The organism is Nitrosospira sp. NpAV (genome assembly GCF_000832065.1).
Taxonomy (GTDB): Bacteria; Pseudomonadota; Gammaproteobacteria; order Burkholderiales; family Nitrosomonadaceae; genus Nitrosospira.
In genome coordinates, this window is record NZ_JXQM01000003.1 from 52,472 (window position 1) to 77,878 (window position 25,407).

The 25,407-nt window shown below is 51.4% G+C and carries 29 protein-coding genes and 1 tRNA gene; 18 read left to right on the plus strand and 12 right to left on the minus strand.

All coding sequences use genetic code 11. The features are described 5' to 3' along the window. Nucleotides 1-163: 163 nt before the first annotated feature. The gene (murJ, locus tag SQ11_RS02595; protein WP_041512591.1) at nt 164-1,702 is read left to right on the plus strand and encodes a murein biosynthesis integral membrane protein MurJ; all 1,539 of its coding nucleotides are present in this window, start codon (nt 164-166) and stop codon (nt 1,700-1,702) included. A gap of 402 nt (nt 1,703-2,104) precedes the next feature. After that, complete coding sequence (locus SQ11_RS02600) at nt 2,105-2,992, plus strand: VacJ family lipoprotein (RefSeq protein WP_084226700.1); 888 nt, start codon at nt 2,105-2,107, stop codon at nt 2,990-2,992. A gap of 227 nt (nt 2,993-3,219) precedes the next feature. Here SQ11_RS02600 and htpX read toward each other — a convergent pair whose 3' ends face one another. From htpX to SQ11_RS02615, 3 genes are all read right to left on the minus strand, one after another. Next, complete coding sequence (htpX, locus tag SQ11_RS02605) at nt 3,220-4,101, minus strand: protease HtpX (protein ID WP_041512592.1); 882 nt, start codon at nt 4,099-4,101, stop codon at nt 3,220-3,222. 80 nt (nt 4,102-4,181) lie between these two features. Continuing rightward, the gene (locus SQ11_RS02610; RefSeq protein WP_041512593.1) at nt 4,182-4,676 is read right to left on the minus strand and encodes a disulfide bond formation protein B; all 495 of its coding nucleotides are present in this window, start codon (nt 4,674-4,676) and stop codon (nt 4,182-4,184) included. A 181-nt stretch (nt 4,677-4,857) separates the two neighbouring features. Beyond that, on the minus strand, nt 4,858-5,439 hold the full coding sequence (locus SQ11_RS02615; protein WP_232297865.1) for an epoxyqueuosine reductase QueH: 582 nt from the start codon (nt 5,437-5,439) through the stop codon (nt 4,858-4,860). Between SQ11_RS02615 and SQ11_RS18080 the strand changes: the two genes are divergently transcribed. After that, nucleotides 5,429-5,560 carry a hypothetical protein gene (locus tag SQ11_RS18080; RefSeq protein ID WP_269746024.1) on the plus strand — a complete coding sequence of 44 codons (132 nt, stop codon included), beginning with the start codon at nt 5,429-5,431 and terminating at the stop codon, nt 5,558-5,560. The two genes, SQ11_RS02615 and SQ11_RS18080, sit on opposite strands and share 11 nt — an antisense overlap. Before the next feature lie 161 nt (nt 5,561-5,721). Here the strand turns inward: SQ11_RS18080 and SQ11_RS02620 are convergent, their stop codons facing one another. From SQ11_RS02620 to xseA, 3 genes are all read right to left on the minus strand, one after another. Beyond that, nucleotides 5,722-6,900, minus strand: a complete 1,179-nt coding sequence (locus SQ11_RS02620; RefSeq protein ID WP_041512595.1) for a class I SAM-dependent RNA methyltransferase — start codon at nt 6,898-6,900, stop codon at nt 5,722-5,724. A 51-nt stretch (nt 6,901-6,951) separates the two neighbouring features. Beyond that, nucleotides 6,952-7,326 (minus strand): DUF423 domain-containing protein, encoded by a 375-nt coding sequence (locus SQ11_RS02625; protein WP_041512596.1) that lies wholly within the window; start codon nt 7,324-7,326, stop codon nt 6,952-6,954. 210 nt (nt 7,327-7,536) lie between these two features. Further along, nucleotides 7,537-8,868, minus strand: a complete 1,332-nt coding sequence (gene xseA / locus SQ11_RS02630) for an exodeoxyribonuclease VII large subunit (protein ID WP_084226715.1) — start codon at nt 8,866-8,868, stop codon at nt 7,537-7,539. 505 nt (nt 8,869-9,373) lie between these two features. On the opposite strand from xseA, the gene SQ11_RS02635 reads away from it, so the two are divergent. The 6 genes from SQ11_RS02635 (at nt 9,374) to argJ (ending at nt 13,565) form a co-directional block, all read left to right on the plus strand. Further along, nucleotides 9,374-9,988, plus strand: a complete 615-nt coding sequence (locus tag SQ11_RS02635) for a MotA/TolQ/ExbB proton channel family protein (protein WP_041512598.1) — start codon at nt 9,374-9,376, stop codon at nt 9,986-9,988. 66 nt (nt 9,989-10,054) lie between these two features. Beyond that, nucleotides 10,055-10,471, plus strand: coding sequence for a biopolymer transporter ExbD (locus SQ11_RS02640; protein ID WP_041512599.1), 417 nt, complete (start codon nt 10,055-10,057; stop codon nt 10,469-10,471). Between the two features lie 140 nt (nt 10,472-10,611). Then, entirely contained in the window at nt 10,612-10,791 is a 180-nt protein-coding gene (locus SQ11_RS02645) for a Trm112 family protein (protein WP_041512600.1), read from the plus strand. Between the two features lie 68 nt (nt 10,792-10,859). Then, nucleotides 10,860-11,813, plus strand: coding sequence for an ADP-ribosylglycohydrolase family protein (locus SQ11_RS02650; protein ID WP_041512601.1), 954 nt, complete (start codon nt 10,860-10,862; stop codon nt 11,811-11,813). 67 nt (nt 11,814-11,880) lie between these two features. After that, a complete protein-coding gene (locus SQ11_RS02655) occupies nt 11,881-12,108 on the plus strand; it encodes a sulfurtransferase TusA family protein (protein WP_041512602.1) in 228 nt (75 codons plus the stop codon). Between the two features lie 218 nt (nt 12,109-12,326). Further along, nucleotides 12,327-13,565, plus strand: a complete 1,239-nt coding sequence (gene argJ / locus SQ11_RS02660) for a bifunctional glutamate N-acetyltransferase/amino-acid acetyltransferase ArgJ (protein ID WP_041512603.1) — start codon at nt 12,327-12,329, stop codon at nt 13,563-13,565. A 192-nt stretch (nt 13,566-13,757) separates the two neighbouring features. Here the strand turns inward: argJ and SQ11_RS02665 are convergent, their stop codons facing one another. Together SQ11_RS02665 and SQ11_RS17135 are read right to left on the minus strand one after the other, a co-directional pair. After that, nucleotides 13,758-14,252, minus strand: a complete 495-nt coding sequence (locus SQ11_RS02665) for a hypothetical protein (protein WP_232297866.1) — start codon at nt 14,250-14,252, stop codon at nt 13,758-13,760. 128 nt (nt 14,253-14,380) lie between these two features. Next, on the minus strand, nt 14,381-14,539 hold the full coding sequence (locus tag SQ11_RS17135) for a hypothetical protein (RefSeq protein WP_156972390.1): 159 nt from the start codon (nt 14,537-14,539) through the stop codon (nt 14,381-14,383). 91 nt (nt 14,540-14,630) lie between these two features. Here SQ11_RS17135 and SQ11_RS02670 point away from each other — a divergent pair, with 91 nt between their 5' ends. Together SQ11_RS02670 and SQ11_RS02675 are read left to right on the plus strand one after the other, a co-directional pair. Continuing rightward, nucleotides 14,631-15,512, plus strand: coding sequence for an ATP-binding protein (locus tag SQ11_RS02670; protein WP_041512604.1), 882 nt, complete (start codon nt 14,631-14,633; stop codon nt 15,510-15,512). Between the two features lie 16 nt (nt 15,513-15,528). After that, the gene (locus SQ11_RS02675) at nt 15,529-16,470 is read left to right on the plus strand and encodes a Nudix family hydrolase (protein ID WP_041512605.1); all 942 of its coding nucleotides are present in this window, start codon (nt 15,529-15,531) and stop codon (nt 16,468-16,470) included. A gap of 25 nt (nt 16,471-16,495) precedes the next feature. Here SQ11_RS02675 and yacG read toward each other — a convergent pair whose 3' ends face one another. Beyond that, a complete protein-coding gene (gene yacG, locus SQ11_RS16660) occupies nt 16,496-16,690 on the minus strand; it encodes a DNA gyrase inhibitor YacG (RefSeq protein WP_084226701.1) in 195 nt (64 codons plus the stop codon). A 307-nt stretch (nt 16,691-16,997) separates the two neighbouring features. Between yacG and petA the strand changes: the two genes are divergently transcribed. The 6 genes from petA (at nt 16,998) to SQ11_RS02705 (ending at nt 20,816) form a co-directional block, all read left to right on the plus strand. Next, nucleotides 16,998-17,603: a ubiquinol-cytochrome c reductase iron-sulfur subunit gene (petA, locus tag SQ11_RS02680; RefSeq protein WP_084226702.1), complete on the plus strand. Its 606-nt coding sequence runs from the start codon at nt 16,998-17,000 to the stop codon at nt 17,601-17,603. Between the two features lies 1 nt (nt 17,604). Further along, nucleotides 17,605-18,852, plus strand: coding sequence for a cytochrome bc complex cytochrome b subunit (locus tag SQ11_RS02685; protein WP_041512606.1), 1,248 nt, complete (start codon nt 17,605-17,607; stop codon nt 18,850-18,852). Beyond that, nucleotides 18,849-19,586, plus strand: a complete 738-nt coding sequence (locus SQ11_RS02690) for a cytochrome c1 (protein WP_041512607.1) — start codon at nt 18,849-18,851, stop codon at nt 19,584-19,586. The genes SQ11_RS02685 and SQ11_RS02690 overlap by 4 nt, the downstream gene beginning before the upstream one ends. A gap of 55 nt (nt 19,587-19,641) precedes the next feature. Continuing rightward, nucleotides 19,642-20,241 (plus strand): glutathione S-transferase N-terminal domain-containing protein, encoded by a 600-nt coding sequence (locus SQ11_RS02695; RefSeq protein WP_041512608.1) that lies wholly within the window; start codon nt 19,642-19,644, stop codon nt 20,239-20,241. Further along, on the plus strand, nt 20,238-20,666 hold the full coding sequence (locus SQ11_RS02700) for a ClpXP protease specificity-enhancing factor (protein WP_041512609.1): 429 nt from the start codon (nt 20,238-20,240) through the stop codon (nt 20,664-20,666). Before SQ11_RS02695 ends, SQ11_RS02700 begins: the two co-directional genes overlap by 4 nt. Before the next feature lie 74 nt (nt 20,667-20,740). After that, a tRNA-Thr gene (locus tag SQ11_RS02705) sits at nt 20,741-20,816 on the plus strand. Between the two features lie 220 nt (nt 20,817-21,036). On the opposite strand, the gene SQ11_RS02710 is transcribed toward SQ11_RS02705, so the two are convergent. Then, nucleotides 21,037-21,984, minus strand: coding sequence for a DUF3578 domain-containing protein (locus tag SQ11_RS02710; RefSeq protein ID WP_041512610.1), 948 nt, complete (start codon nt 21,982-21,984; stop codon nt 21,037-21,039). A 427-nt stretch (nt 21,985-22,411) separates the two neighbouring features. Here SQ11_RS02710 and SQ11_RS02715 point away from each other — a divergent pair, with 427 nt between their 5' ends. Next, nucleotides 22,412-22,951: a DUF1269 domain-containing protein gene (locus SQ11_RS02715; RefSeq protein WP_041512611.1), complete on the plus strand. Its 540-nt coding sequence runs from the start codon at nt 22,412-22,414 to the stop codon at nt 22,949-22,951. A gap of 205 nt (nt 22,952-23,156) precedes the next feature. Here the strand turns inward: SQ11_RS02715 and SQ11_RS02720 are convergent, their stop codons facing one another. Together SQ11_RS02720 and SQ11_RS02725 are read right to left on the minus strand one after the other, a co-directional pair. After that, nucleotides 23,157-24,512 (minus strand): bifunctional diguanylate cyclase/phosphodiesterase, encoded by a 1,356-nt coding sequence (locus SQ11_RS02720; protein WP_041512612.1) that lies wholly within the window; start codon nt 24,510-24,512, stop codon nt 23,157-23,159. 199 nt (nt 24,513-24,711) lie between these two features. Beyond that, nucleotides 24,712-24,891: a hypothetical protein gene (locus tag SQ11_RS02725; protein ID WP_041512613.1), complete on the minus strand. Its 180-nt coding sequence runs from the start codon at nt 24,889-24,891 to the stop codon at nt 24,712-24,714. Nucleotides 24,892-25,407 lie beyond the last annotated feature (516 nt).

The following is a 25,407-nucleotide window of genomic DNA, read 5'->3' on the forward strand; positions in this document are numbered from 1 at the left end:
TGCAAGGAAAACAGTGTTAACGGTAGCCGGCCAAACTATCTGGATCTAGGGACCTCCTCCGGGTGCGGGAACCAAGCGGAGAGCCTTCCGAATCGATGGCGGTCCCGGGACGAATCAGCGATACACGGCCGCAACGGGTATATTCAGGTTAACATACTCCCCCATGAATCTGCTCAAAACCCTTGCCACCGTTAGCGGGATGACACTGATATCCCGAATTCTGGGATTCCTACGCGATGTGCTGATCGCCCGTATTTTTGGTGCCGGCGTCGCAACCGACGCATTCTTCGTTGCCTTTCGCATTCCCAACCTGTTGCGCCGCCTGTTTGCCGAGGGAGCATTTTCACAAGCATTTGTGCCTATCCTTGCAGAATACAAAACCCGCCGCACCCCGGAGGAAACACGTGAACTCATCGATCATGTTACGACACTCCTGTCCGCTGCGCTGTTTCTGGTTACATTGATAGGGATTATCGCCGCGCCCCTCATAATATATGTCAGCGCACCGGGATTTGCGGCCAGTCCGCAGAAATTCGAGCTGACGGTCGAACTGCTGCAAATTACCTTTCCCTACATACTGTTCATCTCACTGGTTGCCCTGGCGGGAGGCATACTCAACACCTATGGCAAATTTTCAGTACCAGCGCTCACGCCGGCACTGTTGAACCTGTCGTTCATCGGCTGCGCCTTGTGGCTTGCGCCATTCATGAATCCACCGGTGCTCGCGCTTGCCTGGGCGGTATTTATCGGCGGCATATTGCAACTCGCCTTCCAGGCACCCTTTCTTATGCGCATCAAGCTGATGCCGCGTCTGCGGCTGAAATCCCGCGACACCGGCGCATGGCGCGTACTTAAGCAAATGGGCCCCGCAGTGTTTGGTGTCTCCATCGGCCAGCTAAGCTTGCTCATCAACACAATATTTGCCTCATTCCTCATTACGGGCAGCGTGTCGTGGCTCTACTATGCCGACCGGTTGATGGAATTCCCCGCCGGCCTGTTGGGTGTTGCACTGGGAACAATATTGCTGCCCTCATTATCCCGCCACTACGCCGACAACAGCACTGAAGAATATTCGCGCCTGCTGGACTGGGGCCTGCGCCTGACCATGCTGTTAACGCTGCCCGCGGCGCTGGCGCTGGCACTGCTTGCCACGCCGCTCATCGCAACATTGTTTTACCACGGCGAGTTTTCCGCCCACGATGTATGGATGACGCGCAACGCGTTGGTCGCTTACAGCGTGGGACTGCTTGGACTGATACTGGTGAAGGTACTGGCGCCCGGATTCTATGCGCGGCAAAATATCAAAACACCCGTGAAGATTGCCGTCCTTACCCTGATCGCGACCCAGTTGATGAATCTCGCATTTATCATACCGCTGCGCCACGCCGGACTCGCGCTAGCCATTGGCCTGGGTGCCTGTCTTAATGCCGGGCTGCTCTACTACAAGTTGCGCAGCCATCAAATCTATCAACCGCAACCGGGATGGGCGATTTTTATCATCAAGATATTGGTGGCGCTAGCGGTAATGGGTAGCACATTATGGTTTGCCTCAGGCAGCGACGAGTCGTGGTTGTTGACCCGAACCCTGGAACGCGCCGCCCGGCTGACATGGATAGTCATAGCGGGCGCAATAAGTTACTTCGTTACGTTGTGGCTGCTCGGTTTCCGCCTCAGGAATTTCAAACGACGCGACACGATATAGCCAAGGGCCGGAGTTGAAGCAAAAAGCTGGAACAAAATCCGCCTGCGAATGCCTGCCGATACTTGCAATCGCTAACATCACGGCGGGATTTCCGCTCTCGCCAATCCCGCATCCCCAGCCGTAAAAGCGGCATGCGCAAATTACCCTTCCCCTCGCTGCGCTTAGCCTCTAATTTCCTTCACGGAACCCGCATCCGAAATCTTTAAAACCGAAGCCGTACCGCACGTTATAAAAAAGTTCATTTTAAACTCGAATTAGCCCTATAATGGCGACGGTTACTTCGTGCTGGCTGCACATAATTTATATATTTTAAACATGGCTCACCTCGTCAGATCTTCCTCCCTATCGTTATTACTCCTGGGATTTCTTCTTAGTGGCTGTGCTACAACCAATAAGAGCACGGTGACTAGCGAAAGCGCTTCGGCTAGTAGCAGCGCTGCCGCCACGAGCGCTTCGGTTGACTCAGGCACCTCTGCCACGGGCGCGTCGCCTGCAACGAGCACTGATACGAGTGCTTCTGCTGATCCAAGCACCAGCGCTTCGACCGATAAGAGTGCCGCAGTCAATAACGAAAAGAGCTCGCCGGAGTCGGCGGGTGGCCCTGTATTCAAGAATGGCGCGCCGGTCGCCTATCCGAAATACACTGACAAAAAAGACCCGTGGGAGCCCGTGAATCGTAAGATATTCGGGTTTAACGAGTCGGTTGACAATTACGTGTTCAAGCCGGTGGCAAAGGGCTACAAGTGGTTGGTGCCTGATCCTGTTGAAACGGCGGTGGGAAATGTTTTCTCCAACTTGAATGATGTCCCGGTCACAGTTAATAACCTGCTGCAACTCAAATTCAGTAATGCACTGACGAGCACCACGCGCTTTCTCGTCAACAGCACTTTGGGCCTTGCCGGTATAGTTGACGTGGCGAGCGACATCGGCTTGGAGAAACACGACGAAGACTTCGGCCAAACCATGGGTTATCATGGTGTCGCGACCGGACCTTACCTGGTGCTGCCTTTTCTTGGACCCAGCTCCACTCGTGACGCCGGGGGCCGCGTGCTTGACCTGGCTACAGATCCCGTCTTCATAGGCAGCTTCTTTGTAGCGCCTTTTGTAGGCCCCATCGTTGGCGGAACCCGGGCAACCGATACACGTGCCGGATTGCTTAAATCCGAGAAGACGCTGGATGAAGCCGCCCTGGATAAATATGAATTCGTACGCGACGCCTATCTCCAGCGTCGGCGCAACCTGGTGCATGATGGCAATCCGCCCAAGAGCAAAGATACGGAAGAAGATTGAACAATTTCTGAAAATTCAGGAATCGCAGCAATCCCGTTCCGGCTAGAGAAGTTCGTGCTTTACGAGACAATGCGGTACGACAGGGGGACGGTGACAAACCGGGTGCCACTGCTTCCCATCGCGGCACCTTGATATTCCCAGACGGCCGTCGCTTGGCCTCGGGGAAATACCGGATACCTCCCCGATCCCCGAATCAACTTCTTTTCTGTATCAAATTCCAGCTAAATTCAAGGCATTGCACGTAACGCCGCAATACGTGTCTCGAGTGGCGGGTGCGACATAAATAGACCCCTAAGACCGTTATTCCCTCCGGAAATACCGAAGGCCGCCAATCTATCCGGCAACTGCGTGGGTTCATGCTGTTGTTTAAGTCGCTCCAACGCGGCAATCATTTTGTTCCGCCCTGCCAGCTGCGCACCCCCCGCATCGGCGCGAAACTCACGCTGGCGGCTGAACCACATGACTATCATGCTGGCAAGTATCCCCAATACCATCTGGGCCACCAGGGTCGTGATAAGAAAAGCCGGACCGTGATCCCGCTCGGTCTTGAATACCACCCGATCCACAAAATGACCGATTACCCTCGACAGGAAAATCACGAAAGTATTGACTACACCTTGAATCAGCGCGAGTGTGACCATATCGCCGTTTGCGACATGACTTATTTCATGCGCAAGCACTCCCTCGATTTCATCTTTTTGCATGTTATGCAGCAAGCCGGTGCTCACGGCCACCAATGCATCATTGCGATTCATGCCCGTGGCAAAGGCATTCACGTCGGGCGCATCATAAATCGCCACTTCCGGCATGCCAATTCCTACACGATCGGCTTGACGCTTGACAGTCTCCACCAACCAGCGCTCGGTCGGATCGGAAGGCTGCTCGATCACCACCGCGCCAGTCATACGCTTTGCGGTCCACTTGGACATGGCAAGCGAAATCAAGGACCCGCCAAATCCTATCACGCTCGCCATAATAAGCAGGGAATTGAAATCTATGCCGCTACCCTCGGCATCCAGCATACGGTCCACACCTAATAGGCGCAGGGTAATGCTCAGCACTAATAGAATCGCCAGATTGGTGATTACAAATAAGAAAATTCGTTTCATAGAGGTGGGTTCGTTGAGACGTGTAAAAGACAGATTGTAAATGGGGCTGCAAGTTCAGTTTTCAAGTACGAAAATGCTCACTAACGTCCATTATGTCCGGCGAAAAAAATATAAACCGCCAAACCACCAAAGATTAAGAAAAAAATAGCTGACCAATCTGGAAGATTGAGTGATGCGAATTTCCATATTGCATCGGCGCAATCTCCATTTGCTTCGAACATCGTGGGCCACCATCGCGCAATGGGCAGGGCATTCAAGAATTTTTCTTCTGGACTGATGCCACATTCGAATGCCTCGGGGTAGCGCACCAGCCACGCTTGACGCAATGCGACCACCGCCCCGGTAAATGCAAGAAGGGCGATGGCACCACTGTATATCCGGCGTAGTATTACCCGAGGATTATGGAGAAACGCCAATAGCGCAATTAAACCGACTAGCCAATAAGCCACGCGTTGTACGACGCACAGCGGGCACGGCAAAAGATTTTTTATCAGCTGGAGATAAAGGGCATAGCTGACCAGGCTGGCACAGCTCAGAAATATCAATAAAAGGATCGCTCTTATTCCCGGCTTCATCGACTATTATAACGACAGTTAAGATCTGGCCAGCACTCGAGTAGGTTCGGAGAGCCCACTAATAGATTTTCCGGGTTTATTCTTACAGGAGTTCGGATCAGATAATAAAACGGGTGGAGCATACCGTTTTCAGGATGCCAGTGAAACAACCATCGACGGACGAAATAGGTTGCGAAGAGCACTACTTCGACGGGTCTTCGTCAGCAGTGGGGAGTCGATAGAATTGGGTGCCAAGCTCGATCAGCGGGCGGCCCTGGCTTCGCCGGTGCCGATTGGTATCGCGTAGGGAATAGACGCAACCGCAATATTCCTGCTGGTAGAACTCTTCGCGCTTGCTGATTTCGATCATGCGTGCCGAGCCCCCACCCTTTCTCCAATTGTAATCCCAATAAGTCAGACCCTCATAACGTCCCGCGGCGCGGCGGCCGCAATCGTTGATCTGTTCCATGTTCTTCCAGCGCGAGATACCGAGCGAGCTCGTCATTACAGGAAAGTCATTCTCGAACGCATACAACGCCGTGCGCTCGAAACGCATATCGAAGCACATGGTGCATCGAATGCCGCGTTCGGGTTCCCATTCCATGCCTTTAGCGCGAGCGAACCAGTTTTCCTTGTCGTAGTCGGCATCGATGAACTCAATCCCATGTTTTTCCGCAAATCGGACATTCTCGTCCTTCCGCAGAAGGTATTCCCGCTCGGGATGTATATTGGGGTTATAGAAGAAGATCGTGTAATTGATACCGGAGGCCAGCATGGCTTCCATGACCTCTCCCGAACAAGGCGCACAGCATGAATGCAACAGCACCTTTTTATGGCCGCCCGGAGGAACGAGATTGGGTCGTGTCGTTTCATTCATGGCAACAGGCTATCAGACTTACGCGTAATTTTCCACCGGCAGCGAAAAAGTGACTGGGTGAGGAAAGATTCTGACGATTCTGAAGACCAATAATTGCTCTATTGACCGAAAAAGCGGCAAAATATGGACCGGCCCCGATGCTTTTACACCCGGCTTTTGCAGCCAATTTCATTTAAGGCCGACAGGCTGCTAGTCTGCCTGGTGTGTAATGTCCGTTTCCCGAACCTTTCGCATTCCACCCGCCACCATTTTATATTCCAGCAAACGGCATTCCAGCGCACCGTTGAATAGCGGCGTGCGACGTGAAGCTGTCAAGCGTATGAATTTTGGCAGAAGCGGATCGGCGGTAAAAATATAAGCTTTCCAGCCACTGAATTTTTTCTTCAAGACATCGCCCAGTTTGGGATAAAACTCCACAAGTCTTTCCGGTTCGCCCAGGCGAACTCCGTAGGGAGGATTGGTGACAAGAAAGCCGAGAGGCGCGGGTGCGGAGATTTCCAGCAAATTCGCCTGCTTGAGGGTAACAATCTCGGAAAATCCCGCGGCAGACAAATTTGCATGTGCATCCGCCAAAACGTCGCCATACAGGTCGCTGCCGAATATGGGCTGGCGGACTACCGGTTTTTGCCGTGCTATGGCTGCTTCCCTAAGCTGAGCCCACAGCCCTTTATCAAATTCCTTCAGCTTCTCGAATGCAAAACTGCGCTTCGATCCGGGCGCGATATTTAATGAAATTTGTGCCGCTTCCAGCAGGAATGTACCGCTGCCACACATCGGATCGAGCAGCGGAATACCCGGTTGCCAGCCCGCCAGATTTAAAATTCCGGCCGCCAGATTTTCCCGCAGGGGAGCGTCTCCGGCGGTTTTTCTTAGACCGCGCTTGAACAATGCATCACCGGAGGTATCCAGGTACAAAGAAAATTCCCTGGCATCGAGAAACCCATGAATACGTATATCCGGCTGCACCGTATCCACGCTGGGACGACTGCCGGTAATTTCGCGAAATTTATCGCAGACTGCATCCTTGATTTTGAGAGTGACAAAGTCGAGACTGCGCAGCGGACATTTGATCGCGGCCACATTAACCCGGATAGTGAGCGCGGGAACAAACCATTCATTCCATGGCAAAGCGCGAGCGATATTATATATATCGGCCTCATTCGCATAGGGCCGGGTTGCAATCCGCCAAAGAATACGGCTGGCAACACGGCTTTCCAGATTCGCCCGATAACAGACGCGCCGATCGCCCTGAAACTGCACCCCGCCATCACGTCCCCGCACAGAAGATGCGCCGAGCTGTTCCAGTTCGGTGACGAGTACGGACTCCAACCCGCGCGGGCAAGGTGCGAAAAAATAATGAAGTGTCACCGATGCAATGAAATCAAAAATTCAACAACGACCATTACAAAGCTACACAGATCATTTTGCAGACCATACGCCGTAAGCAAGCGTCGCCCATGCACTCAGAAACGCTACGCCGCCAAGGGGCGTTATCGCGCCGAGTCCCCGTATCCCCGTCAGACTCAGCACATACAGACTGACCGAGAACAAGACGATGCCCGCGATCATCGACCAGCCTGAGAACGCAACCAGTCTGGATTTGGGAAAGTGCAGCAGTATCAAGCCCACCGCGAGAAGCCCCAGCGCGTGGTAGAAATGATACTGCACCCCCGTTTGATATACCGCGAGCATGTCGGTGGAAAGTCTTTGTTTCAGACCATGTGCGCCGAAAGCACCGAGACCTACGCATAAAAATGCATTAATGGCCCCGAGCATAAGGAAGGTTCTTGGCATTGGAGATAATTTCCCTGGTGAAAAAGACTTTACAAAATCAGTGGCCGGAAAGCCGCATTGGTTTATGCTGAAAAATACTACCTGGCATACTAAGGGCTAACGCGGTCAGGCACATCCCAAGTCTGCATTACCGCTTCCTAAATGTCCACAATGATCGCGAATTTTTACGATTGTGTTGGCATTGATCGGGAGGCCTCGGATACGACGTGGCTACTCGCCTTTCTCCGACACGCTCGCCTTGCCCCACCCTTTGGCAAATGTCACTCGAATGGTATCGCCGATGCCGACCTGCTTACTGCTTCTCAGTACTGTGCCGTCAGCGGCATAAACGATGCTATAGCCACGCTCCAATACTGACGCCGGGTTTAGGTGCGCTAGATTTGCCTGTTGACGCTGCAAACCCATTATGAGCATTTCAATGCGGCTGACACTCACCCGATTCAGCCGCAGACCCAGTTCATATTGCCGCTTCATCAGATGGGGAATGTCAGGCCGGCTGCCGGTGATGCGCCGATCAAGGTCGCGTAAGCACCAATATCTTGTCTCTGAATTCCGTTGCCAGGAGCCAGCGAGCCGTTCATGCAAACGCTGAAGATGCGCAATCTGATCCTTGATCCGCTCACCAGGATGCACCAGCCGGGCTGCGAGCATATCGGTTTTTTGCATGCGGTTTTCCAAATCGCGCCGCATTTCGCGCTGCACGCGGCCGTACAAAATTTTAGTGCGATGCAGCAATTCTTCACGATCCGGACAGGCGAGCTGCGATGCGCCGGTTGGCGTAGGTGCGCGAATGTCAGCGACAAAATCAGCAATGGTAAAATCGGTCTCATGGCCCACACCACTGATAATGGGCAGCGGACAGGCGGCTATTGCCCGGGCTACAATTTCTTCATTAAATGCCCATAGATCCTCAATACTGCCGCCGCCTCGGCAAACAATCAGGATGTCGCACTCAGCACGGCTTGCAGCCTGCCGAATAGCTGCCGCAATTTTTACAGCTGCGTCGATGCCCTGCACTGGCGTGGGATAAATGATCACAGGCAGGGAAGGCATGCGTCGCCGCAATGTGGACAGAACATCATGCAGTGCGGCGGCGGCCGGAGACGTGACAATACCGATCCGTTGTGGAAATAGGGGCAATGGTTTCTTCCGCTCGAGGTCAAACAGCCCCTCTTTTCCCAAACGGGCCCTGAGTTGCTCAAAGGCTTCAAATAATGTGCCGAGCCCCACCCGCCGGATGGTCTCGACACTCAACTGAAAATCTCCCCGCGCCTGGTATAGCGTCACCAGCGCACGCACCTCCACCTGCATGCCATCCCTGGGTTCCCAGCCCAGATACTGATTTTTGTCCCGGAACATGACGCAGCGTACTTGGGCGCTCGAGTCTTTGAGAGAAAAATACCAGTGGCCCGAACCATAGCACTTGATATTCGAAATTTCACCGCTCACCCACAGCAACGGAAACGCCTGTTCAAGCAAGTCCTTGGCGCCACGATTCAATTCGCTCACGCTCAAGACGGTGCGAGCAATCTCGGTTTCCATAAACAAATTCATCTTGACATTCTACAGTAATCCACATTCGTCACAAAAAATGCATAATTCTCCCGGTCAAACCCGCATGAATCCTATCTATATTGATAACTAAATGTTTTTACAACGATTATATGGAAGTTCAAAAATTAACCTAATCAGAAAATATTGTTATGGGAGGCCGACTTAATGCCCTTATCTGCAAACCACCCACAAACTTATCCACAGCAATTGTGGACAAGAAAATAATGTCCTTCCCTCCTTATCCTTGCTGAAATTACATGGGCAAGATACATTATCCTAAATCCGGCAAATTGAACGAAGTGAAGAATATGCTTTTGCCGCGCAATCCGCCTTGCAGCGAACTTGCCATTAAGGTGAAGATCGAGCGGGAAGAAAAATCACCATCGGTATGACGCTGAGCGGAAAAAGAGAAATGAGCGTTCAATGGCTGGATTATCTGGGTTTAAGATTATGGCTCTGATTTTACGCACCGGATTATTAAGGAGACTGTCGCGTGTTCGCTTTGATTCAAGCTGCCGGCTGGCCAATCTGGCCGATTATCCTCGCTTCCGTCGTTGCCGCCGGTATTATTGGTGAGCGCATTTGGACCTTGCGCCTAAGCGTAGTAACCCCGAGAGATCTCCTGCCAGAGGTGGTACACGAATACCGTAAAAGTGGTATCAGTGAAAGTATGCTTACCCGTCTTCAAAATCACTCTCCCCTCGGACAAATTTTTGCCGCGGGGTTGAGAAATGATAAGAGTACACGGGAAGTCATGAAAGAATCCATCGAAGAAGCGGGGCGTTTGGTAGCTCATGACCTTGACCGTTATCTCACCACGCTGGGAACCATCGCTTCCCTTAGTCCGCTGATGGGGCTGTTTGGAACCTTGGTTGGCATGATCGAAATTTTCGGCGCGAGTACGCTTTCCACCGATAGCGGCAATCCCGCACAACTCGCTCATGGTATTTCCGTAGCGCTTTATAATGCGGCATTCGGCATCCTGGTGGCTATTCCCAGCATGATTTTTTATCGTCATTTCCGTGCGAAAGTGGACTCACTGGTCGTGGAAATGGAATTGCAAGCGCTAAAACTGGTGGAAATCATTCACGGCGAGCGGCAGGATTGATTTTATGGCGCGAGCCCTTCATCGCTCACTGTTCATTTTTACCAAACGGTTAAACCCAGATTACCCATGAATTTTCAGCGTGGCAGACAAAAAGAAGAGCCGGAAATTAATCTGGTGCCAATGATCGATGTATTACTGGTAATTCTTATTTTCCTGATGATTACCACGACTTACTCGAAATTTTCAGAACTTGAGATCAGTTTGCCGCAGGCAGCGTCCGACAAAACCTCAGAACACCCTAATGTCATTGAGGTGTCGGTGAATGCCAGCGGGGGCTATATGGTAGGCCGGAAATCCATCGAGTACTCCGGTGCTGAAGGACTTAGTGCTGAGTTGCGCGCCACCGCGGGCAGCCGGCCTGACCCTGTCATTGTCATCAATGCAGATGCAAATGCCACTCATCAGTCAGTAATAGCGATTATGGAGGCGGCACGCATGGCGGGATACAATCGCATTACTTTCACGACTGAAAATCCCAGATAGAACGCGCGTCCATGAGAATGGGCGTTAAAATACACGACTTTCATCGATAGGGAATTGAGGTTGGTAACGCCTGAATCCTGGCTGAATGAAGAATTGATACGGATTGGCTAAGGCAATCTTATAAAATTGGGATAACAATTATGGACGCAAAATTGCTTGATATTCTGGTATGCCCTTTATGCAAGGGACCGCTGCTTTACCGGAAAGCTGAGAATGAACTGATTTGTAAGGCGGATCGGCTGGTTTTTTCCATTAAGGATGGTATTCCGGTGATGTTGGAAGATGAGGCGCGAAAACTATCCCCCGAGGAAGAAGTTTAGAAGGTACCTGGATAATTAAAAGGAATCTGAACGATTCTTTCCGAGAAATTTGAGGGATTGTGAATGCGATGAAAAGTCCAAATAGCGCCGCTGTCCTCGGTGCTCTCGTGGCCGATTCCGCCACGCTCGGCCTGCACTGGCTTTACGATCCAGCGCGTATTGCGGAAATTGAAGCGGCCGGGGGATTGGTGTTCCTGCACCCCGACGCCGGCAATTATGCGGGGTCGAAAGGATACTTCGCCCATGGCGGCAAATCTCCCGGAGACTCGAGCAGCTACGGCGAGGCTTGCTTGTTAATGCTGAAACATCTGGCAAAGCATGGAGAATTCAATCGTCCCGAATATCAGGCCGAGTACCGCGCACACTTTGGGCCCGGCGGCGCATTCGTAGGCTATATTGACTCCCCCACCCGTCAGACGCTGCGCACATTGTTGTGGTTGGAACCTGCGGAATTTCCGGCGGCATCCGGTGCCGATGATGATCAACACCCCTCCCTCGCAGCGCTTCCGCCACTGGTTGCCACTCACACCGGGACGCTGGAGGAGTTGCTGGGGCGGATCGAGGAAGCCGTGCGGGTAACCAATAATAACGCGCTAGCGGTTGCTGCGGCGCACTGTTCAGCGGCGGCTTTGTTTGAAGTATTGCAGGGTACTCCGATTGATCAGGCATTGGCAAAAGCTCTACCTTTTGCGGGGAGTGCTCTCCGGCCCCTGCTTGAAGAGGCGCTCGCGTTGCCGACGCTGGATTGCATCGCGGCGGCACAGCACTTTGGCATGTCCTGCCATGTCGCGGAAGGTCTGCCGATAGTTTTCCATATTGCGCAACACGCATCCGACTATGGCCATGCAATCGAATCCAACATTCGTGCCGGCGGCGATAGTTGTGGACGCTCAATCGTGCTTGGCTCCCTGGTTGCGGCTCATTCAGCAATAAAAAATGATTACGGATTCCCTATCCCGCTATCGTGGCTGGCGCGATATGGAAAGCTTACCGCGGCTGCCGACGCGCTGGCGGCACTCTGAAGCTCACGTATTTCCTTTTGAATCCACTTTGCCGCCAGCTGTTAACGAGTCATCAAAGAGGACACGCATGAATTGCGACAATGAACTGGATGTGCGCGGCCTGAATTGCCCGCTGCCCATTCTGCGAACTAAAAAATCCCTGGCGGAAATGACGACGGGACAGGTGCTAAGAATTCTGGCAACCGATCCCGGCGCGGTGATTGATTTCCAGGTTTTCGCCGATCAGACAGGCAATGAGCTGCTGTCCTCTTCCGAAACAGCCGGAGAATTCATGTTTTACCTGAGAAAAAAATAAGCACATTCGCGATGGATATATTCGAGCGCTACCAACGTATTTTTAACCCGGATAATCCATTAGAACGCGAGATGACGGCGAAGAAGAAGCCCTTGGTTTATGGACCCGGGTACGGCGAAAGTGCGGCAAACCCACTGACCGCAATTGCGTCGCCTCGCAAAGCCGCCTGATAAATTATCTGAGATCAATCTGTTCACTCCACTACCAGCCGCCTCATTATGCCTGTTAACCTCATACCTTCGCTTCCCGAACAATTGCTTCCGATAAAGGGCGTTTCCCTCGGCATTGCGGAAGCTGCAATCAAAAAACCCGGCCGCAAGGATTTACTCGTGATCACACTGGATAGCGGGGCAAATGTTGCCGGCGTATTTACGCAAAATGCTTTCTGCGCTGCGCCGGTAGCTGTCGCTAAAGAGCATCTTTCGAATGCGGATTCCAGATCTTCGATCCGTGCATTAGTCATCAATACCGGTAATGCCAATGCGGGAACAGGTAGGGAAGGCATTGCACATGCCCGCGCCACTTGTGCCGAGCTTGCCCGATTGCTGGATTGTGGCAGCCATCAGGTATTGCCGTTTTCCACCGGAGTGATCATGGAACCCCTGCCGCTGGAGAAAATTGTCCTGGGTTTACCCGCAGCGGTAGCCGATCTCAAGCCGGACAACTGGTTCGCCGCCTCGCAGGCAATCATGACAACCGATTTGGTGCACAAGGCGGTGTCGAAACAGGTTTGCCTTGACGGCACAACCGTGACCGTTACCGGCATTGCAAAAGGCTCCGGGATGATCCATCCCAACATGGCGACGATGCTGGGCTACATAGCCACCGATGCCGCCGTGACTCAACCGCTGCTGGAGGAAATCGTGCGGCATGCCGCGGACAAGTCATTTAACCGCATCACCGTGGATGGCGATACTTCCACTAATGACGCTCTCATTCTGGTTGGCACGGGTCATGCGGGCAATCCGGTAATCACGGATAAGGCAAGTACCGGATTCATCGCACTGCAAGATGCAGTCACAGAAGTTGCGGTACAGCTTGCGCAGGCGATCGTGCGCGATGGGGAGGGCGCCACCAAGTTTATCACCGTGCGGATTGAAGGCGGCAAGACGTTGGACGAATGCAATAAAGCCGCATACGCCATTGCCCGCTCACCGCTGGTTAAAACTGCTTTCTTCGCATCTGATCCCAATCTGGGCCGAATACTGGCAGCCATTGGCTATGCGGGCATAGATGGGCTTGACGTGAACAGGTTGCAACTCTATCTGGATGACGTACTGGTTGCGGAGAATGGCGGCAGAGCATCCGGCTATCGGGAGCAGGATGGGCAGCGGGTGATGAAACAATCTGAGATCACCATACGAGTCGTGCTTGACAGGGGGCCGGCGTCCACCACGGTATGGACCTGCGATCTATCCTACGAGTATGTAAAAATCAACGCGGATTATCGAAGTTAGCAATCCCACACTATACTAAGCAACAATCGGGGAGGTATTGGTGAATCAATTCCCGCCGACCCTGCACCCCTACGTGTAAAAGACTACCGTTGCGCGCCACAAAACGCGCAACGGTCTTGCCTTTCAACGTGTACCCGGGCTCTCGGGTGTTCGCTCATGCCGGCGGATAAAGCAACCGACAATGGATTTTTCCTAATCGCCCATGGTTTTCATATGTTGCAGGTTTTTGCCACCCCAGCCTGCTTCATATTCACCGGCCATGGGAGCTTGGCCGGGAGATCCGTATCCCTGGCTGGATCCCTGACCGGATCCTTGCGAGTGATGGCCGCGCCTATGTTTCATTCTCATTTTATCCGCTTCTTCCTTGTCAATATACCCATCCCCATTGGCATCCATTCTTTCGAACATTATCTGACTGTGGCGAGCGTGCTCTTCCTTGCTGACTCGGCCATCTTTATCCGTATCCGCCATGGACATTCCACATCGGCCTTCACCGGGCTTCTTGTCACCATATGCATCCTTTTTTGCACCCTCATGATACTCGGCCACCATATAGCCTTTACCTAGGGATTGCACAACGAAAGGATTCTCGGCCGCCGAGGCAATAGGCGCAGCGCCAAGCGTGGCGACAATGGCGGATCCCACGGCGAGAGAAATGATTGATTTTTTACTGGGCATATTATTCATGATATTTTCTCCTGGATGTTTACTGGGTGTTTGATAATAAGCTTGCGAAAAAACACGCTCTTGCCGACGCGCTTGCTATGGCAGCTCATAAAAGATCTATTTGCAAAGATCCGCGCATGAGCAATCTGTTACGTTTCAGAAAAACCGGTACCATTGCGGATATTGACGTAACGCTTTAAATTGTCGCGTTTCCCGCGGAACCGTTCCGTACGATAGCGCACATAACGTAGATGCTCAAGCCCGATCTCAAGATCATGTCCCGGTGCTGTTATCAGGTAATCAAGCATCAAGAATACCGTTGTGCCGGGTGATTTTAGAAAATCGGTAATAGATTATTATCTTCAGCTAGTTATATAAAAATATCCGCTATTGGTAATCATGGATAATTGGAACACGCTATACAATCGTGCCGGAACGTTGCTCTCCCGCCTGGAACGGCTATTGTCCGCTGAACAGCCTGACCCAGACTGGGATACTGCGGCTATTGCATTCCGCTGGCGGAAACGTGGCGGAAACGGATTCATACTACAGCCTGTTCTCCACCCCCATCGCGTTACCTGCGATTCATTACGGGGCGTCGAACGGCAGAAAGAACTCCTGGACCAAAACACTTATCAGTTCGTGCGGGGATATCCCGCCAATAACGTGCTGCTTACAGGCGCACGCGGTACAGGCAAATCATCGCTGGTAAAAGCAATGCTTAACAAGTATGCCGCCGCGGGATTACGTTTAATTGAAGTGGAAAAGCATGACCTCACCGGCTTGCACGATATCGTCGAAAAAATATACCAGCGACCGGAGCGCTTCATCCTGTATTGCGATGATCTTTCATTCGAGTCCGATGAGCCCGGCTATAAGGCGTTGAAGGTGATACTGGACGGCTCCATCGCAACCGCTTCAGAAAATGTCCTGGTCTATGCCACTTCCAATCGCCGCCATCTGATGCCGGAATCCATGCGGGACAATCTGGACACCCGGCATATTGGAGGGGAGATTCACCCGAGTGAGTCGGTCGAGGAAAAAATTTCGCTGTCGGAACGCTTTGGTCTATGGTTGTCATTCTATCCTTTTGATCAGGATCAATACCTGGATATTGCCGGCCGGTGGCTTGGTTATTTCGGTATTAACGAAATGACTCCCCCTGTCCGCGAAGCGGCGCTGCAATGGGCATTGGGACGCGGCTCCCGGAGCGGCCGCGTCGCCTGGCAGTTTGCGCGTGACTGGGCAGGGAAACAGAAAACAGAATTCGAGAAGCGGTAAGGAAATTTCTTGCGACATGCTTCAGCCCCCTGATATCGTCGAAGTCGCGGCTGCGGTCATCACCCGGCCCGATGGCAGCTTTCTCCTTGCCCGCAGGCCCCAAGGCAAGCCCTATGCGGGATACTGGGAATTTCCGGGTGGCAAGGTGAAGCCTGATGAATCGTTGCTGCATGCCCTCAGGCGCGAACTGCTGGAAGAATTGGGCATACAACTCCAATATGCCTATCCGTGGATCACTCGCACATTTACCTATCCTCACGCGACTGTGCGCTTGTACTTTTATCGCGTAATGGAATGGCACGGCGAGCCCCACCCCCGCGAAGAGCAGGAGTTATCGTGGCAATTCGCAAACGAGGTCGCAGTTGAACCCATGCTCCCGGCCAATGCGCCAATATTGCGAGCACTCGATCTGCCGCCGGTTTATGCGATCACCAACGCGATGGAACTGGGAACTAAACATTCATTAACGCGGATAAAACATGTGTTGCAAGAGGGCTTGCGACTGGTGCAAGTACGTGAGAAGGCAATGACGAAAGAAGCTTTGCATGTTTTTGCCTGTGAGGTGGTTACACTGGCTCATCGTTACGGCGCCAAGGTATTAATAAACGGTGATGTTCACTTGTGCCGCGAAGCCGGCGCGGATGGAATCCACTTCCCGTCCGCACAGTTGATGAATCTTACGGCGCTTCCCGACATCGGCCTGTGTGGGGCGTCCTGTCACAACGCGGAGGAGCTTTTCCAAGCCGAGCAGCTCGGTGTGGATTTTGCGGTGCTTGCACCAGTGCTGCCGACGTTAAGCCATCCAGAGTCGCAAACCTTGGGATGGCGGAAATTTGCGGCACTTGTCCGGGGATGTTCGCTTCCGGTATACGCGTTGGGCGGCTTGCGCCAAGAGGATTTAACCACCGCCTGGGAACATGGCGCCCATGGCATCGCCATGATGCGGGGTACTACCTGATACGTATTGCCGATTTCTGACCGCTCTATTTCTCATCCTTTTCATCCTTTAATTCTTCATCTTGTTCGCTATCCTTTTCCGGAATGCGATAGGATTCTGCAGCCCACTGTCCCAGGTCGATCATCTTGCATCGCTCGGAGCAAAACGGACGGTAACGATGAGTGCTATTCCAGATCACGGTCTTGCCGCACTGGGGACAATTGACGACGGGTTGCTTCATTCAAGAATAAGAAATACGCCAGAGAAACGCCCGGGAAACTATTCCGGGCAAATAAAACCAAGCACCGCCACCCGGTGTTGCGGGCTCATCAAACGATCTAATTATAATAACCACCCACGCATAAGTGTATTTTGCCGGAACAAGGAAATGCGCATTGTGCCGAAGCGCCGGATTCTCATGATTTCCGCCATGCAATCAATATGTTTTCTTATCATTATTTATTTTCCAATACATACTATGCTAAAATGGTTAAGTTTTTTATAGGTTTTTTTTAAGGCTTACGAACCGGAAAACGGGACTGCAAAATATGGCAGATATTGAAAAAAAACAGGAAATGAGTAGCCGGCGGCGTTTCCTCATCGCCGTAACCTCGGTGGGGGGAGCGATCGCAACCGCCGCCGTCGCAACACCCTTCGTGATGGCCATGATGCCCAGTGAACGCGCCAAGGCGGCCGGGGCGCCGGTTGAGGTTGATCTCAGCAAACTTGAGCCGGGCATGCTATTGATGGTGGAATGGCGCGGCAAGGTTGTGTGGGTATTGGACCGCACCCCCGAGATGCTGGCCACCCTGAAGACGCTTGACGGTCAGGTCGCCGACCCCAAATCGGAAAAACCCCAGCAGCCTGCTTACGCACAGAACGAAACGCGCTCCATCAAGCCGGCAATTCTGGTTGTGGAAGGTGTCTGTACCCACCTGGGATGTTCCCCCGTTTTTCGCAAGGACATTGCTCCCGCAGATCTTGGAGCCGACTGGCTGGGTGGTTTCTTCTGCCCCTGCCATGGTTCCAAATTCGATCTGGCGGGCCGAGTTTACAAAAGTGTTCCCGCGCCGACCAATCTGGTTGTTCCTCCCCATACGTATTTGAGCGACAACCTCTTATTGATCGGGTCTGATCGTAAGGAGTCCGCATAAAATGAACAAGCGACTGGATTCAATGAGGGAATGGCTGGATGCACGTTTTCCTTTGACTGAGACCTGGAAATACCATCTCGCCGAATATTACGCACCAAAGAACTTCAATTTCTGGTACTACTTCGGCTCGCTTGCCTTCCTCGTGCTGGTGAATCAGCTCCTTACCGGCATTTTTCTCACCATGAATTATAAGCCTGACGCCAGCATGGCATTTGCCTCGGTCGAATATATCATGCGGGACGTGGACTTTGGCTGGCTGATCCGCTATATGCACTCCACCGGCGCATCCATGTTCTTCGTGGTGGTCTACCTGCACATGTTCCGCGGAATGATGTATGGCTCCTACCGCAAGCCGCGCGAGCTTCTCTGGCTGATCGGCATGGGCATCTTCTTTATCCTGATGATGCTGGCGTTTACGGGATACATTTTACCCTGGGGGCAGATGTCCTACTGGGGTGCCCAGGTGATCATAAGCATGATTGGCGCAATCCCGGTCGTCGGGCAAACCCTCTCCAACTGGATCCTGGGCGATTTCATGCTATCGGACGCCGCGCTCAACCGTTTCTTCGCCTATCATGTGGTGACCCTGCCAGTCGTGCTCGTGACACTGGTATTCGTCCACATCGTCGCCTTGCATGAAGTCGGGTCGAATAATCCCGACGGTATTGAAATCAAGGCAAACAAGGATCCGGTAACCCACATTCCGGTGGATGGCATCCCCTTCCATCCGTATTACACGGTGAAGGACATTTTCGGGGTGGTTGGATTCTTAATCGTATTCTGCGGCATTATATTTTTCATGCCTGAAATGGGCGGCTATTTCCTTGAGTACAATAATTTCGTGCCCGCCAATACGCTGCAAACCCCCGATCATATCGCGCCGGTATGGTATTTCACCCCGTACTACTCCATGCTGCGGGCGGTTACCGTCAACTTTCTCTGGATAGACGCAAAACTCTGGGGTATCGTGCTGATGGGTGCGTCGGTCGCAATTTTTGCCCTGTTGCCCTGGCTGGACCGCAGTCCCGTAAAATCGATCCGTTACAAGGGACCTTATTTCAAGATCGCCCTCACGCTTTTCGTCATTAGCGTTTTTGTGCTCGGCTGGCTCGGCACGAAATCACCCACTCCGCTCTATACGCTGCTGGCACAAATATTCACGGTTATCTACTTCGCCTTCTTCATTCTTATGCCGTGGTACAGCAAGATAGACAAAACCAAGCCTGAGCCGACAAGAGTGACAGAATGAAAAAAATAACACATCTTTTATTTATTTTTTGCCTGGCTCCCCTTGTCGCCTTTGCCAGCGGCGCCGAAGTGAAACTCGACAAGGCGCCCATTCATCCCACTGATAAGCTTTCCCTGCAACGCGGCGCGCAGGCTTTTGCCAATTACTGCCTGGCTTGCCACAGTACCGAATACATGCGCTACAACCGGCTAAGAGACCTCGATCTGAGCGAAAATCAGATCAGCGACAATCTCATATTTACCGGGCAGAAAGTGGGTGAACTCATGACGGTGGCCATGAGGAAAAAGGAAGCCAAACAGTGGTTCGGCGTAGCTCCACCCGATCTGTCGGTAATTGCCCGCTCTCGTGGCGCAGACTGGCTCTATACGTATCTTCGCAAATTCTACCGCGATGAATCTACGGCCACTGGCTGGAATAACCTGATATTCGATAAGGTTGCCATGCCCCATGCACTTTACCAATTGCAGGGAATACAATCGGTTGCGGTCAAAACCGTTGATGACGGCCACGGTGGAAAACATGAGGTCAAGGAATTGAAACAGGTTACGCCTGGTACGCTTTCAAAAACCGAATATGATATGTATATCGCTGATCTGGTGAATTATTTGGTTTACGTAGGGGAACCTGCGGCCACAAAACGGGTACAATTGGGGGTTATTGTGATGCTTTTCCTGTTCGCCATGCTGGGGTTGACCTATGCCCTGAAACTGGAATACTGGAAGGATGTCCACTAATTATCTCACCTCCGTCAAAGGTGCTTAGTTCAATTATGCTGGGAAGTAACTATTTATGATGACGCTGTACTCAGCCACCACCTGCCCATTCAGCCATCGCTGTCGTATCGTGCTGTATGAAAAGGGCATGGATTTTCAGATTATCGATGTCGATCTTCACAACAAGCCGGAAGATCTGGCGGTAATGACCCCCTATAGCCGGGTGCCGGTGTTGGTGGAGCGCGATCTCATTTTGTATGAATCCAATATCATCAACGAATATATCGATGACCGCTTCCCACACCCGCAGCTCATGCCTGCGGATCCGGTAATGCGTGCCCGCGCACGATTGTTTCTGCACCGCTTTGAACAGGAGCTCTTTTGCCATATCGACTCCGTCGAGAGCAGCAATCAGAAAACGTCGGATAAGGCGCGCACCACAATCCGCGACAATCTGACGGTGATTGCACCGGTATTTGTCAAACAGAAATACATGCTGGGGGATGAATTTTCCATGCTCGATGTAGCGATTGCGCCCCTTCTTTGGCGGCTCGATCACTATGGCATTCAGCTGCCCAAGCAGGCTGCGCCGCTGCTGAAATTTGCCGAACGCTTGTTCAGCCGACCGGCATTCATCGATGCGCTTACCGCTTCCGAAAAGGCAATGCGCAAATGAAAGAACTTTCCACCCGGCCCTATCTGATTCGCGCTATTTACGAATGGTGTTCCGATAGCGGCTATACTCCCTATCTATCGGTGAAGGTGGATACTCAGACTCGTGTACCGGAGGAATTTGTAAGGGATGGTGAGATCATACTCAACATCAGTTTTGATGCAGCCCATCATCTTACGCTAGGCAACGATGTCATCCAGTTTTCCGCTCGCTTTAACGGCTTATCGCGCGAGATCTCCGTACCGGTGAATGCGGTTCAGGGAATATTTGCCAAGGAAACCTCGCAAGGCATCCTTTTTCCGCCGGAGGGTGAAGCAGATACGGCGCAACCTGACGTCGGCATTGAAAATCCACACAAGCCACAGTCATCGGCACAAACCCCGCCCGCCCTTACGAGTAAAAAGCGCCGCTTTCAGGTCATCAAATAAATCCCCCATTGTTTTGCAGCACCCCCCTTCACAGGTTTGCTCCTCCGCTTCCCAGTCTCTATAATTACACCCGCGCCGGCATAGCTCAGTTGGTAGAGCAGCTGATTTGTAATCAGAAGGTCCCGAGTTCGACTCTTGGTGTCGGCACCATTATAAACAATGGCTTACGGATAATTATCTGTAAGCCACTTTCTTTATGTAGACGCCGGAGCGATATCAATGTGAACTCTTAATCCACAGGTCTCACGTTCGCGCCCTGGTTGGGAAGCCAAAAAATGAGTAGGCCCTATAGTAGATTATTCGGTAAGACTACAGCAAAGGAGGCAATTTAACGCCATACAGAGCCTCTGGGGGATAACGTGAATAGTCCTCATTTCTTAACTATATATTTCGCACGAAAGTCTTCAACCCGATTCACAAATTCAGATTTATGTACCATTCGATGGCAATTCGCGCATAAAACTGCAAAGTCTTTTTTGGGATCAAGCATTACCTTCCGCCCTTTTAAGATATGTAGCGGTGTTAAATGATGCGCTTCAATGAATTCACGACCTATTTCCCCATATTTCTCTTCGAAATCAAAGCTACAAGTCTGGCAAATATAGCCGTGAACTTTTTTAGCCTTTTCAGCCAATTTGCGATTTCTTTCTATACGCTTATGTTCACGTAGCTTGGTAAGGTCTTCTGTGTTGAGTCCAGCCTCATCATCTTCCTCTGAACTAACCGAAGCAGGTACTAGGTCTTTTGTCGCTAGAAGTAGATACAACTTAAGCAGCTCTTTTAAGTCTTTGCCCAAGAGCTCATCGTTTGGTATTTCCCCATGTTTGTAATATTTTGCGCAGATAGATCCTTGCTCGTAAAAGGCGCCAAGGTTCGATCCGCTTGTAACCTTTAAATTGATCGGACCGACGATTAGCGACTTATTAATCGGTCCGAGACGGGCTAAATAATCACACGCGCGTGCAGCCAAAGCATCTTTTGCATCGGAACCATATACACGACGGATAGTTGTTACGCCTTGATTCAAAGAGAGATAAATACCAGAGAAGTCTTCCTTAACTAAGTAAACTACATAAAAACCATCTTGCGCCGTTTCAGTAATGAATATGTCGTAAATGGCAACCCAAGGTACGCGCGCCCAGTTGCCTTGCCCGGGACTCCCACGAACTTTATATCTGTCGTTCTCACCAATGGCCCGCTCGATAGCTATAGGAATCTCTCGCCGTACGAGCGCGGCAACTGTGTTTCCAGAAAGCGGCTGACTTGCTGCGGCTGGATATTCATCAAGAAAGAGGTTCAGTGATGTATTAAGGTTCATGATTGCTCGTTATATGGAAACGGTTTGAATAAACACATACATAGGGTCAGGTCTTGTTATTTGCCGGAAGCTATAGCCTTTTAGCATGCCAAGGCCTTGCGAATCGAGTTTGCCAGTGACGTTGCATCACGTGACCTCGCCTTATGCCATGCCAGAAGCACATTCCATACCGTATGCCCCACCCTTTTCTGTATGGCACCGAACGGAAGACCGGTACAATGAGGCTGATAATTACTATATTATTCCCATTGCAGCTGCAAGCCAGGCATCGTCAGAACCCGGCTTGAGTGGAACAATTTGCATCTCTTGAACCCTATTGCCCGATGGAGGGAAGAACACAAAGATCCCCCATGAACTTTCTTTCGGGAATATGACTGGATAGTTTCATGCGTTCCGGCTAACAACAACTTTATGACGGGAGAGAAATATGTCTGAATTGATTGCAGTGGGTTTTAAAGATGCCGAAGAAGCCGATCGTGTTTTGCTCAAGCTTGCCAAATTAAAAAAGGAACACCTGATAGATCTTGAGGACGCCGTTGTCGTCATCCGCGACGAAGCCGGCAAGGTCCACCTTAAGCAGAACATTAATCTTATCACTACCGAATCGACGATCGGTTCCAGTTTCACTTTTATTTCCGGCAGCTTATGGGGAGCCCTGGTCGGACTGCTGTTCCTGCATCCGTTTGCCGGCTTTGTATTGGGCGGGGCAATCGGCGTCGGGGCAGGCTCGCTGTCCGGTTCGCTCTCCGACTACGGCATCGACGATGATTTCATCAAGTCGTTGGGCGAAACCATTCCCATCAACTCGTCGGCACTTTTCATTCTCGTACGCAAGGCGCAGCCGGAAAGGGTTCTGGCGGAATTCTCCGGCACTAGAGGCGAGGTCATGCGAACGTCGCTGTCTCCCGAGCAGGAGAAAAAGCTTCGGGAAGCCTTGGCAGATTCAACACCTTCCATCACGGCATAGCTGAGATGTAGGGCGCAATCAGATTTTTCTGGGTTCTGATGAATTTGTGGCCTGCAGCACACTCTCACTGCGGATGATCCCATCGTTGGAGAGGTGGATGTTCACCATTTGGAGGCTCTGGTATACAGCCTTAATTCTGGCAAAATTCCACGGTGCCCCTTTGAATGCCTTGAGAGGGTAATATGTATGCAGGTGGCTAGATATTTCAGGATGGACTACGGTTTTTTGCGTCAATGTTCTTTTTCTCGAGATACATGGCCTTGTCAGCATGTCTGAGAAGTTGATGCGCCTCGTCGCCATGATCAGGGTAGAGTGCAATTCCAATGCTCGGCAGTATGCATAGGCTGCAACTCTCTATTTTTATAGGCTGGCTGATGGCACTACGGATTTTTCTGGCTACATTCGAGGCGTGCTCAGGCCACTGGATGTTTTCGAGCAGCACTACAAACTCATCCCCTCCCATGCGCGCAACCGTATCCAAATCGCGTACGCACTGCTTCAGGCGATTGGCAACCTCCTGTAGCAGCTCATCTCCCGCAGCATGACCCAAAGAGTCATTAACTTGTTTGAAATTGTTCAAATCCAGGTAGAGCAGAGACATTTGCCTTTGTTCCCTTCGTGTTCTCGCGAGCGCCATTTTTAGGCGATCATATAAAAGTCCTCGGTTGGGGAGTCCGGTCAATCCATCGTATTGCGCCATGTGCGTCAGTCGGGCTTGCAACTGTTTTCGCTCGATAGCGGTGGCAACTTGAGTGGAGACAAACTGCAGCAATTCCTTGTCCTTTTTGGTGTAGGGTGCACTGTCCGAATTACCCTTCAATATCAGGACGCCGATAATACCCTTATGGGAGTTGAGCGGCACGGCGAGCCAGCAAAGCACACTGCTATTGCTGACAGCTTGTAACTCCTCGGGAAGGGCGGGCAGAGACTCAGGTCCCAGCAACAGGGGCCGGCCGGTACTAATTACTTTCGCGCAGAGAGTACCTACAGCCGTTTGCTGAAGGTCGGACGCCTTGCCGAAGTCTCCGGCGCAATAGGGAAAGCTCAGTTGGTTATTGCTCTCATCGTATATTGCCACGGAAAAATTAGTCGCTGACAACAGCCCACCGATTATTTGATGAATTAGTTGAAATAAAGAGGTTAGATCCGCTGCAGTATGCGCGGCTTCGGAAATGGCGTAGAGCGCTGCTTGCATTGATTCGGCCCGCTTGCGCTCGGTGATGTCTCGTGCAACAGCAATTCTCAATTGATCGACTTCAGACCACCGGGCTGACCACATAATATGCGCCACTTGTCCATCCTTGCGTATATAGCGGTTCTCAAAATCAAGCTTGGGATGCCCGGATGTTATTTCATCGGCCGCCTGGATAGTTCTCGCTCGATCCTCGGGTACCACCATTTCTATCATGGCCCTACCGATCATTTCCTTCGGCGTGTAGCCAAAAATACGCTCGCATGCGGCACTGACAAAGACAAAATGCCCCTCTCCATCAACAACGCAAATAGCATCGAGCAGGTAATCCATCATTTTAGCCAAAGGGGCGTAAGTTTTTTTGTCCATATATGAAGGATGCTGTCCAGGATTGACCCTGCCGGTATCAAGGAAAGGATTATAACGATTACTCTTAAGTCTTTGGTGGCAGGCCGCCAATATATTGGCCTCCCGATTACTGGAACGTTAACTTGTCTTAAATTTAATCTCCAAAACCCATAACACCTATTCTGAATAGAAACCTCGCGGCGCTATCCAAGTTCTGAATTTAATACCGTTTGGCTAATAGCTGCTTAACTTGTTCCAGGTCCTGCTGGATCTGCTCCACCGATGCGGCCAGATAGATCAGTCCAAGATAAAGGTTATATTTTTCCGGTTGATTTTGTTCATTCCCAAATGAATTGAGATTTTCAACGAACATTCTCTTTGCATCCGAAGCTGCTGACATATTGAACTCCTTTGTAATAAATCCGGATTCTCCGTTAGCTGACTCCCCGAACCTGCCCGGGTTGGGTGTGATCGACAGATCTCCCTATTAGCCAAGGATCGCATGGATAAGGGCATGTCACAACTCTGGGCAATAAAACTCCGCGCAGTGACTCAACCCTACCCGCCGATCAGTTTCTGTAATCTACAGTATCCATCCACCAGGGATTTTGTTATTTTAGAGAGGAATGCTAAGATTAAAGCTGGCATGTTTTCAAGGCTTCCTTAATACTAGGTATATGGACGGGCGTACCGAACCCCTAAAGGCATGGGCGATCCGGCCAAAAGTTCAGCTTGAATTAAAACTCGATTGATCGATCACAGGACTATAAAAATGGATGACTCATCGCTACCGCCCAATGTTATTCCCCTATTCCGTTCTTTCCCTTCTAGAGACTTGAATTCAAAGCGGGAATATAAACGAAGGGGACCGGAAAGGCGGCAATACTGTAGAAGACAGTCCGATCCAAATAACCAG